18 protein-coding genes and 1 pseudogene are annotated in these 16,945 nt (G+C 69.2%); 13 read left to right on the plus strand and 6 right to left on the minus strand.

Going from position 1 to position 16,945, the window contains the following annotated elements:
* Positions 1-2: 2 nt before the first annotated feature.
* Both G6N67_RS33000 and G6N67_RS33005 read left to right on the plus strand, forming a co-directional pair.
* The gene (locus G6N67_RS33000) at positions 3-338 is read left to right on the plus strand and encodes a DMT family transporter (RefSeq protein WP_036439788.1); all 336 of its coding nucleotides are present in this window, start codon (positions 3-5) and stop codon (positions 336-338) included.
* Complete coding sequence (locus tag G6N67_RS33005; protein WP_036439786.1) at positions 338-661, plus strand: DMT family transporter; 324 nt, start codon at positions 338-340, stop codon at positions 659-661. Before G6N67_RS33000 ends, G6N67_RS33005 begins: the two co-directional genes overlap by 1 nt.
* Before the next feature lie 276 nt (positions 662-937).
* On the opposite strand, the gene G6N67_RS33010 is transcribed toward G6N67_RS33005, so the two are convergent.
* From G6N67_RS33010 to G6N67_RS33020, 3 genes are read right to left on the minus strand one after another with little or no spacing between them, the layout of a single operon-like run.
* Positions 938-2,095 carry an MFS transporter gene (locus G6N67_RS33010; RefSeq protein WP_036440710.1) on the minus strand — a complete coding sequence of 386 codons (1,158 nt, stop codon included), beginning with the start codon at positions 2,093-2,095 and terminating at the stop codon, positions 938-940.
* Between the two features lie 50 nt (positions 2,096-2,145).
* Entirely contained in the window at positions 2,146-3,045 is a 900-nt protein-coding gene (locus tag G6N67_RS33015; protein ID WP_036439783.1) for an SDR family NAD(P)-dependent oxidoreductase, read from the minus strand.
* Positions 3,042-3,647: a TetR/AcrR family transcriptional regulator gene (locus tag G6N67_RS33020; protein WP_036439781.1), complete on the minus strand. Its 606-nt coding sequence runs from the start codon at positions 3,645-3,647 to the stop codon at positions 3,042-3,044. The genes G6N67_RS33015 and G6N67_RS33020 overlap by 4 nt, the downstream gene beginning before the upstream one ends.
* 116 nt (positions 3,648-3,763) lie before the next feature.
* On the opposite strand from G6N67_RS33020, the gene lysA reads away from it, so the two are divergent.
* The 8 genes and pseudogenes from lysA to G6N67_RS33060 all read left to right on the plus strand — a co-directional run.
* Positions 3,764-5,044 carry a diaminopimelate decarboxylase gene (lysA, locus tag G6N67_RS33025; RefSeq protein WP_036439779.1) on the plus strand — a complete coding sequence of 427 codons (1,281 nt, stop codon included), beginning with the start codon at positions 3,764-3,766 and terminating at the stop codon, positions 5,042-5,044.
* Between the two features lie 33 nt (positions 5,045-5,077).
* Positions 5,078-7,213: a 4-alpha-glucanotransferase gene (gene malQ, locus G6N67_RS33030; RefSeq protein ID WP_036439777.1), complete on the plus strand. Its 2,136-nt coding sequence runs from the start codon at positions 5,078-5,080 to the stop codon at positions 7,211-7,213.
* Between the two features lie 79 nt (positions 7,214-7,292).
* Positions 7,293-7,706 carry a hypothetical protein gene (locus G6N67_RS33035; protein ID WP_036439775.1) on the plus strand — a complete coding sequence of 138 codons (414 nt, stop codon included), beginning with the start codon at positions 7,293-7,295 and terminating at the stop codon, positions 7,704-7,706.
* 82 nt (positions 7,707-7,788) lie between these two features.
* Complete coding sequence (locus G6N67_RS33040) at positions 7,789-8,688, plus strand: metal-dependent hydrolase (protein WP_036439773.1); 900 nt, start codon at positions 7,789-7,791, stop codon at positions 8,686-8,688.
* Positions 8,688-9,794, plus strand: a complete 1,107-nt coding sequence (locus G6N67_RS33045; RefSeq protein ID WP_170315720.1) for a PDR/VanB family oxidoreductase — start codon at positions 8,688-8,690, stop codon at positions 9,792-9,794. Before G6N67_RS33040 ends, G6N67_RS33045 begins: the two co-directional genes overlap by 1 nt.
* Before the next feature lie 23 nt (positions 9,795-9,817).
* Positions 9,818-11,245 (plus strand): serine/threonine-protein kinase, encoded by a 1,428-nt coding sequence (locus G6N67_RS33050; protein WP_036439768.1) that lies wholly within the window; start codon positions 9,818-9,820, stop codon positions 11,243-11,245.
* On the plus strand, positions 11,242-12,117 hold the full coding sequence (locus tag G6N67_RS33055) for an LLM class F420-dependent oxidoreductase (RefSeq protein ID WP_036439766.1): 876 nt from the start codon (positions 11,242-11,244) through the stop codon (positions 12,115-12,117). The genes G6N67_RS33050 and G6N67_RS33055 overlap by 4 nt, the downstream gene beginning before the upstream one ends.
* Positions 12,087-12,506 (plus strand): annotated as a pseudogene (locus tag G6N67_RS33060) (nuclear transport factor 2 family protein); the annotation flags it as partial. The gene G6N67_RS33055 and the pseudogene G6N67_RS33060, both read left to right, overlap by 31 nt.
* A gap of 22 nt (positions 12,507-12,528) precedes the next feature.
* On the opposite strand, the gene G6N67_RS33065 reads toward G6N67_RS33060, so the two are convergent.
* Positions 12,529-13,050, minus strand: a complete 522-nt coding sequence (locus G6N67_RS33065; RefSeq protein WP_036439762.1) for an NUDIX hydrolase — start codon at positions 13,048-13,050, stop codon at positions 12,529-12,531.
* A 63-nt stretch (positions 13,051-13,113) separates the two neighbouring features.
* Here G6N67_RS33065 and G6N67_RS33070 point away from each other — a divergent pair, with 63 nt between their 5' ends.
* From G6N67_RS33070 to G6N67_RS33080, 3 genes are all read left to right on the plus strand, one after another.
* Complete coding sequence (locus G6N67_RS33070; RefSeq protein WP_036439760.1) at positions 13,114-13,932, plus strand: hypothetical protein; 819 nt, start codon at positions 13,114-13,116, stop codon at positions 13,930-13,932.
* Positions 13,933-14,217: 285 nt separating this feature from the next.
* Positions 14,218-14,517: a hypothetical protein gene (locus G6N67_RS33075; RefSeq protein ID WP_036439758.1), complete on the plus strand. Its 300-nt coding sequence runs from the start codon at positions 14,218-14,220 to the stop codon at positions 14,515-14,517.
* A gap of 123 nt (positions 14,518-14,640) precedes the next feature.
* A complete protein-coding gene (locus G6N67_RS33080; RefSeq protein WP_036439756.1) occupies positions 14,641-15,414 on the plus strand; it encodes an SGNH/GDSL hydrolase family protein in 774 nt (257 codons plus the stop codon).
* A 9-nt stretch (positions 15,415-15,423) separates the two neighbouring features.
* On the opposite strand, the gene G6N67_RS33085 is transcribed toward G6N67_RS33080, so the two are convergent.
* Positions 15,424-15,987 (minus strand): hypothetical protein, encoded by a 564-nt coding sequence (locus G6N67_RS33085; RefSeq protein WP_036439754.1) that lies wholly within the window; start codon positions 15,985-15,987, stop codon positions 15,424-15,426.
* Between the two features lie 71 nt (positions 15,988-16,058).
* Positions 16,059-16,853, minus strand: a complete 795-nt coding sequence (locus tag G6N67_RS33090) for a nuclear transport factor 2 family protein (RefSeq protein WP_036439752.1) — start codon at positions 16,851-16,853, stop codon at positions 16,059-16,061.
* Positions 16,854-16,945: the final 92 nt, after the last annotated feature.

Here is a 16,945-nt window from a genome sequence, read left to right on the forward strand (position 1 = left end):
CGGTGCGGAAATGGGCGTTGCTGGTCGCAGCCGTCGCCAGCGAGGTCGCCGCGACGCTGTCGCTTCGCGCGTCCCAGGATCATTCGGCGTGGCTGATCCTTGTGGTCGTCGGCTATCTCGGAGCGTTCGTGTTGTTGACCTTGGTGCTGCGGGCCGGGATGCCCGTCGGGGTGGCGTACGGCATCTGGGGCGCACTCGGCACCGCGGCGACTGCGGTGTTGGCGGCCGTGCTGTTCCGCGACCCGTTCACGTGGCCCATAGTGGCCGGGATCGGCCTGATCATTGCCGGGGTGCTGCTGGTCGAAATGGGTTCGCGGCCACGGGAGCCGCAGACGTGATGTGGCTGGCACTGGCCGGCGCGATCGTGGTCGAGGTGTGCGCGACGCTGGCGTTGCGGGCCAGCGACGGATTTCGCCGCAAGGCCTGGATCGTCCCGGTGATCGCCGGTTACACGTTGTCGTTCTATCTGCTGTGGCTCGCACTGTCGCAGGGTGTTCCCGTCGGCGTGGCCTACGGCATCTGGACGGCATGCGGCGTCGCGCTGGTGGCGCTCATCGCCCGGTTCTTGTTCGACGAGCCGCTGACCCCGGTCATGATGCTGGGTATCGCGTTGATCGTCTCGGGCGTCTTCACCATCGAGCTGGCCGGCGTGACTCATTGACTCCTCCCGGCGTTGAGCCTGCACTCACGGCCTAGCCCACTCGCACTTTTGCGCCCGCGCCGCAGAACCAACGCAGCGCCAGTCGACCGCCCAACACTCCCGGCGTTGAGCCTGCACTCACGGCCTAGCCCACTCACACTTTTGCGCCCTCGCCGCAGAACCAACGCGGCGCTAGTCGACCGCCCAGCACCCCCGGCGTTGAGGCTGCGCTCACGGCACAGCCCACTCGCACTTTTGCACCCTCGCCGCAGAACCAACGCAGCGCTAGTCGACCGCTCAGCACTTCCCGGCCGGCCGGCGTAACGCACCAGCCAGCAGCACCACCAACACCCCGGCCAGCGGCACGCTCACCAGCCCGACCCGGAGTCCGGCGGCGTCGGCGATCACGCCCACGAGCAGTGGCGCACCGAAGAATCCCACGCGCATGAGCCACGTGACCGCGGTCAGCCCGGTACCGGGACGCAGGCCGGGCAACTGGTCGGCGCCGTGCATGGCGGCCGGGATCAGGATCGCCACGCCGAGGCCCGCCGCGGCAAACCCGACGATGGTGCCCGGCACACTCGGAAAGGCCAGCGCGGCACCCATTCCGGCTGCGGCGACCACGCCACCGGCACGCGCCACCGTGGCTTCGCCGTACCGGTCCACCAACCGGTCGCCCACGAGTCTTCCGACGAACATGAACCCGACCAACGCGACGTAGCCGAACACGGCGATCGCAGGCGGTGCATGCAACGTGTCCCGGAGATACAGCGTGGCCCAGGAACTCCCGGCATCCTCGACAGTCGCGCCGGCCACCGCGATCAACACGAGGGCCAGCAGGGTCAGCCACACCCCCACGCCGGGCCCGGACTCCGCCACGGTCCGGGCGACGGTGTGCTCGTCATGGTCGGGACCGGCCAGCAGGAACCGGTAGGCGATCAGCACCACCGCGCAGCACACCACGGCCACGCCGAGAAGGTGGACGCTTCGAGGGGTCTCCAGCGCGATGGCTCCGGCTCCGGTGAGGCCGCCGAGGATCGCGCCGACGGCCCACACGGCGTGAAACGAGTTGATGATCGAGCGGCCGTAGTCGCGCTGCAGACGCAATCCGTGGGCGTTCTGGGCGACGTCGGTGACCGCATCGCATGCGCCCGCGAGGAACAGCGCCCCGGCGAATGCCGCGGGGCTGTCGGCAAGGCATGCGAGCACCACGAACAACGCCAGCCCGATCGAGCCGAGCACCGCGACGCGCGCGGAGAAGAATCTCCGGATGAGCATCGCGGCGCTCAGCCCGGCCACCAGCGCGCCGCCCGAGAACGCCGCAACCGCACTGCCGTAGATGGCATTCGACAAGTGCAGGTCGGTCTTGATCTCCGGATAGCGCGGCAGCAGATTCGCGAAGATCGCCCCGTTGGTGAAGAACAGTGCCGCCACCGCGATGCGGGCCCGCAGCATCACGGTCGAATCGAGCTGTCCCGGGAGCACTTCCGTGACGATACCGCGCGTCAGCGCACCGCTGACACGAGCCGATCGCTGACCTGCCAGAGGTCCGCGGCCAGCGCGTCGTCGTATGAGTCGGCCGACGACCGGGTCTGGCGGGTTCCGTCGAAGTAGGCCCCTGTGACGCCGTCGAACGCGGGATCGGCGATCAGCGCCGCGAGATCGCTTCCCGAGCGACGCGTGCTGCGCACACCCGGCAGTACCCGCAGGGCCGGCAGCACGAAGCGCCAGGCCAGCCGTTGCACCGGCGGGTAGTCACGGGCCAGCCCGGAACCGGGCATCATGCCGGGGTCGAACACGTTGACCGTCACTCCCCTGGCACCGTGGTCGAGCCGCCGGTCCAGTTCATAGCTGAACAGCACGTTGCACAGCTTCGACGTGGTGTAGCGACGGCGGCCTTCCTCGGCGGTGAGCCCGCCGCTGACGGGTTCGCTGAGCTGCGCGGCCGTGGTGTAGCGCGGCGCGGGCATTCCGGTGTGCCTGGCCGGGTCATGAGTTCCGCTGCTGACCACCACGATCCGGGCTGGCGCGACCAGCTGATCGAGGAGCCCGCGCACCAGCGCGAAGTGCCCGAGGTGGTTGACGCCGAACGTCAATTCGTAGCCGTCGCGGGTGGTCGGCGTGCCCGAGACCACCTGCACGCCTGCGTTGCACACCAACGCATGCACGTCGCGCCGCGGCAGCTCCTCGGTGAACCGGCGCACCGACTCCAGCGATGCGAGGTCGAGCTCGCAGACCGTGGTCCGCGCCGGGTGCCCCAGCGCCGCGGCGGCGTCGGCGCCGCGCGCGGTGTCCCGCACGGCAAGCACCACATGCCAGGCCGGATCGGAATTCAGCAGCGCGCGTGCGCATTCGAAGCCAAGACCGGTGTTGGCGCCGGTGATGACCACGGTCTTGTTCGTCACGGTTCCTCCAGCATTGTCGGGATGAGCGCCGTGACGGCCCGCCACAGCATCTGGTACATGCGTGCCACATCGGTGGCTTCTGGTTCGAGATGCCGGGCGTAGAAGATCCCGTCGGATTGCGCCACGGCGAAGGCCGTCAGGTCGGCCACGATCCGTTCGGCCCGTGCCGCGTCCACACCTGCGGGTAGCAGCCCGCGCACCGCATCGCCGAACCGGGCGATCGCGGTGTCGCGCACCTGGCGCACCACGGCCGCGACCGCCGCGTCATCAGTGCGCTCCATGGACAGCAGGTAGAACAACCGGAGGAAGTCCGGGTGGTGCGCCTGCAGTTCGGCCGTGACGGCGAGCTGCCGCTCGGCGGTGTCCTCAACCGGGATGGCTGAGAAGAACCGCTCCGCTCCGCGCGCCATGACGGCCGCGAGCACGCCCTCCTTCGAGCCGAAGTGCCAGTAGATGGAACTGGCCGGCAAGCCGCACGCCTTCCGGATGTCACTGATCGCGGTCGCGGCGTACCCGCGGGTCGCCATCAGCCGCTCGGTGGCGTCGAGGATCAGCTCGCGCGATTGCTCGCCCTGCTGCTGTTTCTTGGTGGGCCGAGACACGTCATACCTTCTGTACGGATCGTTACAGACACTACGGTAGCACCGGGCCGTCAATAAGTTCGCGCGACTTTTGCGCACTCGGTTCGCGGCCGCCCGCGCGGTGGCACGCTGAGGCGGTGTCCACCGAACTCGTCTCGCACACCACCGAAGAACTGATCGGCCTGTTCCCACCCGGAACGCGCCCGGACGCCGACGGCACGCTCATGGTCGGCGGCTGCCGCCTCGACGACATCGCCGAGGAGTTCGGCACCCCGGCCATCGTGGTGAACGAGGATGCGCTGCGACAACGCGCGCGTGACTACCTGGCGGCCTTCCGCAGCCGGTGGCCGCGCGCCGACGTCGCGTTCGCGTCGAAGTCGTTCCCGTGCACCGCGGTTCAGCGGGTGATGGCCGAGGAGGGCCTGCACCTCGACGTCGCGGGCGGCGGAGAGATCGTGACCGCGGTCAAGGCGGGCGCCGACCCGGCCAAGCTCGTGCTGCACGGCAACGCCAAGACCGACGAGGAGATCACTCTCGCCGTCGAGCACGGGGTCGGCCTGGTCGTGGTCGACAACTTCGACGACATCGACCGGCTCGAGCGGATCGTGCCCGCCGGTCGGCAACAGGGCTGCCTGGTCCGGGTCATTCCGGGCGTCGAGGCCGCCACCCATGCCTCGCAGGCCACAGGGCACGCCGGTTCGAAGTTCGGCCTGATGCCCGACGACGCGCGCCGGGCCATCGCCCGCATAGAGGCCAGCCCGCGGCTCCGCCTGGACGGCGTGCACACCCACGTCGGGTCGCAGCTGCTCAACACCGAACAACTCGCGGCCGCGGTGGAGCCGATCGCCAAGCTCGGCACGTTCGACGTGTACGACCTCGGCGGCGGGCTCGGCGTGCGCTACACCTACGACGACCACGCGCCGAGCCTCGATGACTACGCCGAGGCCATGGTCGGCCAGGCCCGGGCCCTGCTGCCCGAGGGCAGCCGCATCATCGTCGAACCCGGACGCAGCATGGTCGGCACGAGTGCTTGCACGGTCTACCGCGTCACGACGGTCAAGCGCGGCCAGATCGTGCACGTCGCGGTCGACGGCGGGATGGGCGACAACCTCGACGTGTCGCTGACCGGGCAGCGCTTCGAGGCGACGATCGTCAACCGGGTCGGCGGCGGCGAGACGGTCACCGTGGTCGGCAGGCACTGCGAGTCCGGCGACCAACTCGTCGACGGGGTCGAGCTGCAGGATCCCAAGGTCGGCGACCTCTTGGCCATCCCGGTCACGGGCGCCTACTGCTACACGATGTCCAACCAGTACAACGGCGCAAGGCGCGTGCCAGTTGTGTTCGCGCGCAACGGAAAAACCCGGCTCGTAGTCCGCAGGGACACCTGGGACGACCTGCTGATCCGGGACGTCGACTGACGCGACGAGCCGTCAGGCACCAAGATTGGCGGTATGAGTACCCCGTCCCCCGCCCTGGCCGAACTGGCCCGTCGCCACGGTGTGGCAACCGAGTTCGTCGATTGGACCGGCAGGCACACCCCGGTCGCGGAATCGACCCTGGTGGCGGTGCTTGACGCGCTGGGCGTTCCGGCCGGGACAGACCGGGAGCGGGCCGAAGCGCTGGCCGCGCACGACCGCGAGCACTGGCAGCGATCGCTGCCGCCGATCGTGCTCGGCCGGGCCGGCTCCACGACGCCGTTCTGGGTGCACGTCACGCACGGCGATCCCGTGGATCTCACGCTGCTCTTGGAGGACGGCACCGCACGCACCGGGCTGCGGCAGCTGGAGAACAACACCCCGCCGTTCGATGTCGGTGACCGCTGGGTCGGCGAGGCGACCTTCGAACTACCCGCCGACCTTCCGCTGGGCTATCACCGCCTGCTGCTGACGGTCGGCGGGTTCACCGCCCAGACCCCGGTGGTCGTCTCCCCCGCCACCCTCGGCCTGCCGCCGCGGCTCGGCGACCGCCGCTGCTGGGGCCTGGCCACGCAGCTCTACAGCGTGCGCTCCCAGAACTCCTGGGGCACCGGCGACCTGACGGATCTCACCGACCTGGCCGTGTGGTCGTCGGCCCGCCACGGCGCGGGCTTCATCCTGGTCAATCCCCTGCACGCGGCCGCGCCCGTCGCACCCATGGAACCGTCGCCGTACCTGCCGACGTCACGACGGTTCGTCAACCCGCTGTACCTGCGCGTCGAGGCGATCCCGGAGTACGCGTCGATGCGGCACCGGGGCCGCGTGCGCAAGCTGCGCACCGCACTGACCGACCGGGCCGATCGCACGGACCTCATCGACCGCGACGCCGCCTGGAAAGCCAAACGCCGCGCGCTGGAACAGGTGTATGCCGTCCCCCGCTCGGCGGGCCGGGAGCTGGCCTACGCCGCGTACCGGGACCGGGAGGGGCGCAGCCTGGACGACTTCGCGATCTGGTGCGCGCTGGCCGAGAAGTACGGAGCCAACTGGCACAACTGGCCCGCCGAACTTCAGCACCCGGCCGGCCCTGACGTCGCGGCGTTCGCCGCGGCCAACCCGGCCGCCGTCGACTTCCACCGCTGGCTGCAGTGGCTGCTCGACGACCAGCTGACCGCGGCCCAGGCCACGGCTGTGCAGGCCGGCATGGAGCTGGGCATCATGGGCGACCTCGCGGTGGGTGTCGATCCCGACGGCGCCGACGCCTGGGCACTGCAGGACGTGCTGGCGCTCGGGGTCACCGCGGGCGCGCCGCCCGACGAGTTCAACCAGCTGGGCCAGGACTGGTCGCAGCCGCCATGGCGGCCCGACCGGTTGGCGGAGCGCGCGTACGAGCCGTTCCGCGCGCTGGTGCACAGTGCGCTGCGCCATGCCGGCGGCGTCCGGATCGACCACATCATCGGGCTGTTCCGGTTGTGGTGGATCCCGAAGGGAGCCGCGCCCACGGAAGGCACATACGTCCGGTACGACCACGACGCCATGATGGGCATCATCGCGCTGGAGGCACACCGGGCCGGCGCGCTCGTGGTGGGCGAGGATCTGGGCACGGTCGAACCGTGGGTCCGCGACTATCTGCGCGACCGCGGTTTGTTCGGCACGTCGATCCTGTGGTTCGAGGCGGACGACGCGGGCGGCCCGCTGGCAGCGGAAAACTGGCGCGAGTTCTGCCTGTCGTCGGTGACCACACACGACCTGCCGCCGACGGCGGGCTACCTCGCCGGTGAGCATGTGCGACTGCGCGACGAGCTGGGCCTGTTGACCCGGCCTGCCGCCGAGGAACAGGCCGAGGACCAGGCGGCCCAGGCCCGCTGGCTCGACGAACTGCGCCGGGTCGGCCTGCTCGACCCCGACAGCGAACCGACATCGGCCGACATCGTCGCGGCGCTGTACCGCTACCTCGGCCGGACACCGTCGAAACTGCTCGCGCTGTCGCTGGCGGACGCGGTCGGTGATCTGCGCACCCAGAACCAGCCGGGCACCATCGACGAATACCCCAACTGGCGGGTGCCGCTGGCCGGGCCGGACGGCCGGCGGCTGCTGCTCGAGGAGGTGTTCGTCGATCCGCGGGCGGCAGCCCTGGCCGACGTCATGGCCGAGGTCAGCTCGGTCCGGATGTAACGCCGCGGGGCCTCGCTGCGGTTTCACATTTGTCACTGCTGCGATATGTTCGCAGGCGCACCCGACCTACGGAGATCACGTGAAGAAGCTTGTTGTACTTGCCGGTGGGTTGATCGCAGCCGGCTCTGCCGCTGTGCTCGGCGCGGGCGTTGCGACGTCGCAGCCCGACGTGAGCTCCTTCAACGTGGTCGGCGAGCCGTATGTGAAGGCCGTGGCGATCCTCAAGAGCCAGGGCGTCAAGGCCACGTTCGGCGGTTCCCGCGGCAGCGTGTTGCCGCAGGCGCAATGCCTTGTGGACTCCCAGAAGGTCAACTCGAGCGGCAAGATGATCCTGATGCTCGACTGCACCCAGGAGGCCGCTGACCGGCTCGCGGAACAGGGCCCCTCCGGTGGCCCGACGGTCGGTTCGAACGGCGTCACGACCGTGACGCCGACGCCGGTCGTGCCGGTTCCCGGTGCCCCCGGCGCGGGCACGCCGCCGCCCGCCGGCTGACACAACGGGGCCCTACCCGGTACCCGCGTTCCCACCTAGTTTCGTACACTTCTGGAAGTCCACTCATTCCAGGAGGCTCGCGATGCTGCGTCCACTCAGGTTCGAGCACGAGATCGATCCCGGCCCGGTCCAGATCCAGGCCCGCAAGGTGCACTTCGATCTCACCGACATCCCGCTGCATTGGATTCCCGACCATCCGGTCGCCGCGACGATGGTCAACCTCTTCAACGTGGTGCTGCCGACGGCCGAGCACTGGTTCGTCGCGACCTTCAACGAGGCGCTGCCCTACGTGCGCGACGCCAAACTCGCCGACGACATGCGTGGCTTCATCGGTCAGGAGGCCACCCACGCCGAAACACACGATCAGGTGCTTGAGCAGTTCCTGACCGCACACGGCGTGGACTACCAGCCCGTCATGGACCTCGTCCAGCACGTGTTCACCAAGCTGCTGGCACCGACGACATCGGCCGACCCGCGGCGCCGCCTCAACGACCTCTGCGACCGGCTGTGGCTGATCGCGGCCATCGAGCACTACACCGCGGTGCTCGGGGATTTCGTGCTCAATTGCACGTGGGACGACTTCGACGCCAATCCGACCATGACCGATGTGTTCCGCTGGCACGGCGCCGAGGAGGTCGAGCACCGCAGTGTCGCCCACGACGTCGCGGTCTACTTCCAGGACAGCTATTTCAGCCGCGTACGGGCCATGTCCATCGCCGCGACCGCGGTCTACCTGTTCTTCCAGCGCGGGACGTGGGAGCTCGTCAAGCGTGATCCGACCCTCGACATCGGCTGGTTGCGCATGAACCGCATGCGCATGCGCGATTCGAAACTCGGTCTGCTGCCCAAGTTCTCGTCGATGTTCGGAAAGCAGACCCTGACGTACTGCCGCCCGCGGTACAGCCCAGAGGAGATGGGGTCGACGGCCCAGGCCGTGGCCTACCTCGCGAGCTCGCCCGCGGCGCGGGCCGCGCACCTGTAATGGCGCTGCTGTCGCGGTACCGGGCCCTGCCGCCGAGCATGTCCGGCCGGTTCCGCCATGACCCCATGCTGGGCCTCGCCGACATCGCCATCAACACGATGTTGGGCGTGACGCGCCTGGTCCGGCGGCCGGCACCGCCTCCCGAACTCAACCGCATCATCGAACTCACGGTCGCGGGGCGTGAGGTGGTGGCGCACGACCAGGATGTCATCGCCCTGTCTCTGGCTGCCGCCGACGGCGGGGCACTGCCGCGGTGGCATCCAGGCGCCCACATCGACGTGCACCTGGCCAGCGGCCGGATCCGGCAGTATTCGTTGTGCGGCGATCCCGAGTCGGCCGGCACGTATCGGATCGCGGTGCGCCGCATTCCCGACGGCGGCGGTGGCTCGATCGAGGTGCACGAGGATCTGCGGGTCGGCGCCCGCCTGACCACGCACGGCCCGCGCAACGCGTTCCCGCTCACCGTTCCCGGCTACGGCTCGCCGACGCAGCGGTTCCGGTTCATCGCAGGCGGTATCGGCATCACCCCGATCCTGCCGATGCTGGGCCTCGCCGAGCGCCTCGGCATCGACTGGTCGATGGTCTACGTAGGCAGACACCGCGACAGCCTGCCGTTCCTGCACGAGCTGGCCCGGTTCGGCGACCGCATCGAGATCCGCACCGACGACGTCAACGGTGTGCCCACGGCCGCCGACCTGCTGGGCGACTGTCCGGACGGCACCACGGTGTACGCGTGCGGTCCGGCCCCGATGCTCACCGCGATCCGCGCCGACCTGGCGGGCCGCGATGACGTCGAGCTGCACTTCGAACGGTTCGCCGCTCCTCCGGTGGTCGACGGCGCCGAGTTCTCTGTGACCATCGCCTCGTCGGGGACCACGATCGACGTGGGTGCCGACGAAACACTGCTGGCCGCATTGAACCGGTCCGGGGTGACCGCGCCGTGGTCATGCCAGCAGGGGTTCTGTGGCACGTGCCGGGTTCGGGTGCTCGACGGCGAACCCCAGCATCGCGACACTCTGCTCACCGATCCGGAGCGCGCGGCGGGGTATCTGCTGACGTGTGTGTCTCGGGCCGAAGAAGGTCGGCGGCTCACGCTCGAACTCTGAGCTGCGGCGGTACTATTCGGCCCATGCCGTTGGCCGCTGGTGCGATATTCGCCGGCTACACCATCGTGCGGCCGCTGGGGTCCGGTGGCATGGGCGAGGTGTATCTCGCCCGGCATCCGCGGCTACCCCGGCAGGATGCGCTGAAGGTGCTGCCCACGTCCATCTCGGCCGACACCGAGTACCGCGAACGGTTCCACCGCGAGGCCGACATCGCTGCGGCGCTGTGGCATCCGCACATCGTGGCGATCCACGACCGCGGCGACGAGCACGGCCAGCTGTGGATCTCCATGGACTACGTCGACGGCACCGACGCGGGCAAGTTGCTGCGGGACCGCTATCCGCACGGCATGCCGCCCCACCAGGCGTGCCAGATCATCTCGGCAGTCGCCGATGCACTCGACTACGCGCACCAACGCGACCTGCTGCACCGCGACGTCAAACCCGCGAACATCCTGCTGGCCAAACCCGATTCCGACGAACAGCGGATCATGTTGGCCGACTTCGGCATTGCCCGCTACGCAAGTGAGGCCAGCGGGTTGACCGCGACCAACATGACGGTGGGCACGGTGGCATACGCGGCGCCCGAGCAACTCCTCGGCGGCCACCTGGACGGCCGCGCCGACCAATACGCCTTGGCCGCCACGGCCTTCCAGCTGCTGACCGGTTCACCGCCGTTCGAGCACACCAATCCGGCAGTCGTGATCAGCCAGCACCTTTCGGCCGCCCCGCCGGCCGTCGGCGAACGGCATCCGCACCTGGCGGCCTTCGATCCCGTCCTGGGCAAGGCCTTGGCCAAGGATCCCAAGGACCGGTTCGCGCGGTGCGCAGACTTCGCCCGCGCGCTGCGTCATCACCTCGACGACGGCGACGGCGCGGTCGACGCCACCCGGCCCGCGCCCGTCGCAACCCCCGCAGCCACGCGTACGTGGCTGCGGACCGGGGTTGTCCTGCCCGCGGTGCTCGCGATACTGCTCGCCGTGGCAATCGTGGTCGCGGTGACGGAATTCCGGCGCGCCGACGACGAAAGCACAACGGCACGTGCGCAATCGACGTCCAGCGTGTCGCCTGCCACCGCGCGGCCGCCGAACCCGTCCAGCACCGTGCCGCCGCCGCCCGCCGCTCCCCCGCCGGTGACCGACACCGAGACGGTCACCGAAACCACCACGGCAGCACCCGCATCCGTGGTGATCGGCGCGAACTGCACACCGGTCGGGTCCACCGCGACGACGGCCGACGGGTCCACCGCGTATTGTTCGACGCTGCAGACCACCGGTGCCTCGATCTGGTCCTTGACCCAGGGCGACATCCCGAGCCCGACCGTGACGGCAGACCCGACGGAACCGGCCCTGCCGGTGGCGGAGGAGTCACCCGTGCGGGTCTGCATGCAGCAGACCGGCATGACGCGCCGCGAATGCCGGGAATCCATCCGACGCGGCAACGGGCTGCCGTGAAATACGCCGTGCTGGCCCCGGTCGCGGCAGCGGTCACCGCAGATCCGCAGTGGATGACCGCCTTCGCCCAGCATGTCGAAGCGTGCGGCTTCGAATCCATCGTGGTGGTCGAGCACACCGTGCTGATGTCCGAGTACACCAGCGTCTACCCGTACGACACGTCGGGCCGCGTCGAACTCCCGGCGGACTGCCCGGTGCCCGATCCCCTTGACCTGCTGGCATTTCTGGCCGGCCAGACCACCACGCTCGGACTGGCCACAGGCGTGCTGGTGCTGCCGAACCATCATCCGGTGGTACTGGCGAAGCGGGTCGCGACGCTCGACGTGCTGAGCGGCGGGCGGCTGCGCCTCGCGGTGGGTGCCGGGTGGCTCAAAGAGGAGATCGAAGCGTGCGGAACGGATTTCGAAAGCCGCGGCAGGCGCGCCGACGAACAGCTCGCGGTACTACGCACGCTGTGGCAAGACCACCCCGGCGGAGCCGCCTTCCACGGTGAGTTCTTCGAGTTCGAGCACGCGATGTCCTACCCGAAACCCCGCGGGCACGTCCCCGTCCACATCGGCGGGCACAGCCGCGCCGCCGCCCGGCGCGCCGGCCGGCTCGGCGACGGGTTCCAACCGCTCGGAGTCGCGGGCCAAGAGCTGGCCGACTTGCTCGACGTGATGCGCACTGCGGCAACCGAATCCGGTCGCGACCCGGCAGCTCTGGAGGTGACCCTGGGTCATCTGGTGACCAAGATCGACGCCGACCGTGCGGGCCGCCTGGCCGAGCTGGGTGCCGACCGCGTCGTCCTGGCGATGCCTACGGTCGGCAGCCTCGACGAAGCCCGCGAGGCACTGTCGGCATGTGCGCAGCGGCTGGGCCTCCTACCGTGACCCTCACCGTCGCCGACCGGTTGGCACTGGCCGACCTCGTGCACCTCTACGCGGCGGCAGTGGACGACCGCCGGTTCGATGACGTGGTCGAATTATTCACCGAGACAGCAGAATTGCGGTTGCCTGAACCACCCGCCAGCTTGGATCCGGTGCGGCGGTGGCACGGTCGCACCGGGGTGCGCTCGGCATTGAGGTCACTTGCGGACGTGGCGCGCACTCAGCACGACATCGTTGGTGAGGTGTACGCCGCGGGGCCGTCGGTCGACTACGCGCTGGGCCGGATCACCGCAGTGGCACACCACTGGAATTTCGGCGCCGATCAGCCCACCGACCTGGTGTGGCATGTGCGCTACGACGACGAGTACCTCCGGACTCCCGCCGGCTGGCGGATCCACGGACGCGCACTGACCATCAACGCTGTCGAGACGCGGACTCTGCGCCGGCTGCGGGCCCACCCTCGTGGTAATCCGCCAGTTCCGGCGCAGCCATCAGTTCGTCCAGCAACGGGCGCTGACCGACCAGCAGCTTCGCCCGGGCCACGGCGACCGGAAACCAACCCACCCGGTCGATTTCGGGAAACTCCATGATCCGCCCGGATCCCTTCGGCCACTCGATGGTGACCAGGTTGCTCGTCGCGGCAGCCGGATCGAAATCGCCGCGTACGGCGAACGCTGTGACGATCTTGCCACCCGCCTGGCGGACCGGCGTCAGGTCACGACGCGGACCGTCCGGTGGCGCAGCTCCCAGCTCCTCGGTGAATTCACGGCGCGCCGCGAGCCATGGCTCCTCGTCGGCGAGGTATTCGCCTTTGGGCACCGACCAGGCTCCGTCGTCCTTGCGGGCCCAGAACGGCCCTCCTGGGTGTGCGATGAGGACTTCCACGACATCGTCGACGATGCGGTACAGCAGGAGCCCCGCGCTCAGCTTCGGCATTGGGTGCAGCCTACGCGTGGGGTCCGTGCCGGGCACTCACCGGCGATGGCGGATGCTGGTGGCATGACCCGCCCCGGGCCGGTGCGCCGCTGGGATCCACTGCGGCCGCTCGACATGCTGGCGTCGCTGTGGTCGGCGGCCGCGGTCGCGCCCGTCACCGGCAGCGCGGCAACGGCATATCGCACGTTGTTCTTCACCGCCCGGCGACTGGTCGTCGGTCGGCGCATCGGGCTGCGGTTCGACGACATCGACCTCACGCTCACAGTCACGGAGTTCGATTCCCAGCTGGACATGCGGGCCCTGACGGTCGGTCAGCTCGGCAACGTCCAGCTGGCGGCGCGTGACATCGACTGGGGCGGAACCCGCTTTGCGCGCGCCACGGCCGTCGTACACAACGCCCACCTCCGGCCCACGGTCCCACCGGTCTTGGTCGCGGCGCCCGTGGAGTTGTCCCTCGACATCCCGGCGCCCGCGCTCGACGATCTGTTCGCCTGGGCCGCTCCCCGGTTCCGGGTGCATGTCGGGCCCGACGGCGTCGCGCGGCTACGGCTCGCGCGCCGCCCCCGCCTCGGGAACCTTGAACTCGACGGACGCCTCGACGGCTCGGTGTTGAGGCTGGTTCCGCGCGGGGTGAGGGTCGGCCGGCGCCGCTGGGCCCTGCCTGCCCGAACACCGTCGTATTCGATCCGCCTGCCCGAACTTCCGCACGGCCTGCAGCTCACCGGGATCAGCGTCGCTCCCCATCTCGTGCGGGTGCATGGCGTCGTGCCCGAGTGGCAGTTGCCGCTCCCGCGGGGACGACTCGACGAGCTGGTGGGTCAGCTCAGCGCAGTCGGCCGACCGTTGACTGTTCCGATGAACCTCGCCAGGCTGCTGCGCTGAACGTCAGCCGCATCACTTTGCTGGCGAGACGTGATGCGCGCCACTGCCAACATGTGAGACGTGCGTCTCATTCCTAGTCCCGGGTGGTGCGGGACATCCGTCTCCACGCCGCGTTCCTGCCAATCTGCAACATTTTTCTGCCAGTGGAATTAAATCTCTGAACAGCAGGTTTAACCGCTTGTAACAGGAAGTGATCTTGACGATGACCACCCGGTGAACACGCGTCGCACGCGCATCGGCACCGCGGCTCGACAGACAACCGAACACCGAAAGAAGGCACCAAAGATGAAGAAGATCGGATTTGCTACAGCACTCGCCGGCGGCGCTGTCGCCGCCGTGATCGGCCTTGCCGCGCCCGCGCAGGCCGCACCGTCGGGCCCGGGCAACGCCCAGCAGACCATCAGCGACCTGCAGGCGCAGGGCTACACCGTGATCGTCAACCGGACCGGCACCACACCGCTCGAGAAGGCGACCGTGGTCGCGGTCCGGCCGGGTCAGACGTACTCCCGCACCGACTCGGGCAACCCGGGCGACAGCAGGCAGACCACCGTCACCGGCAAGACGGTTTACGTGGACGTGAAGTAATCCCCAACAAGGCCGTACATCGGCTCGACATCATGGTGGGGCGCCCAATTCGGGCGCCCCACGTTGCATTTCACCGGCAGGCCCGGCGCTGAACTGCGGTCTGACAGCGCTAAAGTCGCCACCGTGCCACGATTCACCCGATATGTCGCACTCGGCGACAGTCAGACCGAGGGATTGTGGGATGGCGACGACGACAACGGCCTGATGGGATTCGCCGATCGGCTGGCTGTCGAGATCGACCAGCTCTACCCCGGTTTGGCATACGCGAACCTGGCCGTCCGGGGCCGGCGCATCGGTGATGTGCTCACCGATCAGCTCCCACGCGCCCTGGCGATGCGACCCGACCTCGTCACGGTCTGCATCGGGATGAACGACGTGACCAGGCCGGGCCGGGCGTTCGGCCGCGCACTGGCAGATCTGGAGCGCATCTACGCCGCACTCGACCGCTCGGGAGCGACCGTGGTCACCACCACGTTTCCCGACATCACCCAGATCCTGCCGGTCGGCCGACTCCTCGGCGGGCGCGTGCTACAGATCAACGACACCATCGTCGAGGCTGCGAACCGCTACGGGTTCCGGCTCGTCGACCTGTATTCCGCGCCGTCGATGCGCGAACCGGACACCTGGAGCGCCGACCGGGTACACGGGTCGGCAAGAGGGCACGCGCTGTTCGCGGCCGCTGCCGCCGAAGCCCTGGAATTGCCGGGCAGCAACCATGATTGGGCCGCCGCGAGTGGCCCGGCCGCACCCGAGCAGTCGTTCCGGTCCCGCGCCTACTCGCAGGCGTTGTGGACGCAGAACATGCTCATGCCGTGGATCTGGCGGCATCTCCGCGGGCGGTCGAGCGATGCGGGGCGTGGCCCGCGGCGCCCGGCCCTGATGAGCCTGAGCGCCTAGAACTGCGCCTCAGACCCCGGTCCACGCCGCGTCGAGCCGGTCGCCGACATCGATGACCTTGGCTTTCTCCGATTCCGGACTGTCGATCTCGCCGGCCACGTGAGCAGCGATGAATCGCTTGATCTCGGCGTCGACGCCGGCCAGGATGCGCAGCACCTCGGCGCGGAGCGACTTGGAGGTGACGTGGATCGAGATGTCCGATGGCCGCGGCTTTTTCACGTCGAGAATCAACAGCAGCGGCTCGGCCGCCACGGCCGAGGCCCGCAGCGCGATCTCGCCGAACACCATGAACTGCGGACGGTCGATGCGCAGGTCGATGATCATGTCGATTTCCAGCGGGATCCGGATCGAGAACGTGATGGTCTCGCCGACATGCCGGGTCACCCGCGGTTTCTGAATTTTCACCCGCGCGGTGACCTTGGCAATCTTCCCGGGCCCCTGCCCGATGGGGCCCATCTCGAATTCGTCGCCGGCGATCGCACCGATGGCGTCACCGACGCGTTCTTCGGTGACGGCAACCTCGAAGAATCGGCGGCCGAATTCTTCGTAGGTGATGTAGTCGTGGTCAGCCATGGTGTTGATACGGTCTCACGTCGGTGGCCTGCGGCGGTACAACCGGGCCGACACCGGGCGGTTTGCCCAGCTCAGCCGGCGAAGTACCGCAGGCGTCGCACGGTCTGCGTACCGGGCGTGAGGTCCGCGATGAGGACACCGGGATCCCGGTCGCCCCGAAACCCGGCCACCAGGCTGTATCCCGACGTGATGGGCTTGCGCCATCGAGTGCCTGCCGTCAGTGCCGACAGTTCGGCAGTGCCCATCGATTCGGCATCGCCGCGGCGGATCTCGGTGTCGCGGGAGACCTGCCGCCGCACCGCGACCTCGTCGCCCGCGCACAGGGCATCGAGCAGCCGCGTGAAGCGGCCGCGTCCCCGCCGGCCCGCCCTGCGGAAGCCCCTGGCAAATCCCAGCGCACCGGCGGGCCCCTGGTTGCGCAGCAGGGCGCCCGCCAGGTGCAGACCGGCAGGCCCGGCGGCAGGCCCACTGCGCAGGAACTGCCCCACCATGGCCGGCAACTCCCAGTACGCCTGCAGTTGGGTTATCTGCAAGTCCGGACCCGCGGGTTGCAGCGCGTAACGCAGGTAGGCGGGGATATGCATGGTCACCGAGGGCCCCATGGCCACCTCGAGTTCGAGGTCACGGATCACCGTCGTCGCCTCGACGACGTCGACGTCGCGGTGGAACGTGATGTCGCGGGGACCGATGAAGGTGTCGTAGAACCGCGCGATCCGGTCGGTGCCGCGGTGCGGTCGGGAGCCGACGGGATCTTCGACCTGTCCGCCCGCAGCGAACAATCCCACCCAGCCGTCGCGGTCGTGGGTCGTCGCGGCCTGCGGCGATCGGTCGGCGGCGGCAATCAGGTCGGCACGGGTGAAGGGCATAGGGATCGTTTACCACCCCGCCCGGTTGCGCCTGCGCGCACACTGGAGGTTGACCACGTTTCCCCGGTTTACCGGACTGCATTAGAGAGGGA

The organism is Mycolicibacterium mageritense (assembly GCF_010727475.1).
Classification (GTDB): Bacteria; Actinomycetota; Actinomycetes; order Mycobacteriales; family Mycobacteriaceae; genus Mycobacterium; species Mycobacterium mageritense.

Bases quoted from the DNA above. Each gene is read 5' to 3' on its own strand.
- G6N67_RS33005 (WP_036439786.1), top strand. From the start codon at position 338: ATGTGGCTGGCACTGGCCGGCGCGATCGTGGTCGAGGTGTGCGCGACG.
- G6N67_RS33010 (WP_036440710.1), bottom strand. From the start codon at position 2,095: ATGCTGCGGGCCCGCATCGCGGTGGCGGCACTGTTCTTCACCAACGGG.
- malQ (WP_036439777.1), top strand. From the start codon at position 5,078: ATGAGTACCCCGTCCCCCGCCCTGGCCGAACTGGCCCGTCGCCACGGT.
- G6N67_RS33040 (WP_036439773.1), top strand. From the start codon at position 7,789: ATGCTGCGTCCACTCAGGTTCGAGCACGAGATCGATCCCGGCCCGGTC.
- G6N67_RS33045 (WP_170315720.1), top strand. From the start codon at position 8,688: ATGGCGCTGCTGTCGCGGTACCGGGCCCTGCCGCCGAGCATGTCCGGC.
- G6N67_RS33050 (WP_036439768.1), top strand. From the start codon at position 9,818: ATGCCGTTGGCCGCTGGTGCGATATTCGCCGGCTACACCATCGTGCGG.
- G6N67_RS33065 (WP_036439762.1), bottom strand. From the start codon at position 13,050: ATGCCGAAGCTGAGCGCGGGGCTCCTGCTGTACCGCATCGTCGACGAT.
- G6N67_RS33070 (WP_036439760.1), top strand. From the start codon at position 13,114: ATGACCCGCCCCGGGCCGGTGCGCCGCTGGGATCCACTGCGGCCGCTC.
- G6N67_RS33075 (WP_036439758.1), top strand. From the start codon at position 14,218: ATGAAGAAGATCGGATTTGCTACAGCACTCGCCGGCGGCGCTGTCGCC.
- G6N67_RS33085 (WP_036439754.1), bottom strand. From the start codon at position 15,987: ATGGCTGACCACGACTACATCACCTACGAAGAATTCGGCCGCCGATTC.
- G6N67_RS33090 (WP_036439752.1), bottom strand. From the start codon at position 16,853: ATGCCCTTCACCCGTGCCGACCTGATTGCCGCCGCCGACCGATCGCCG.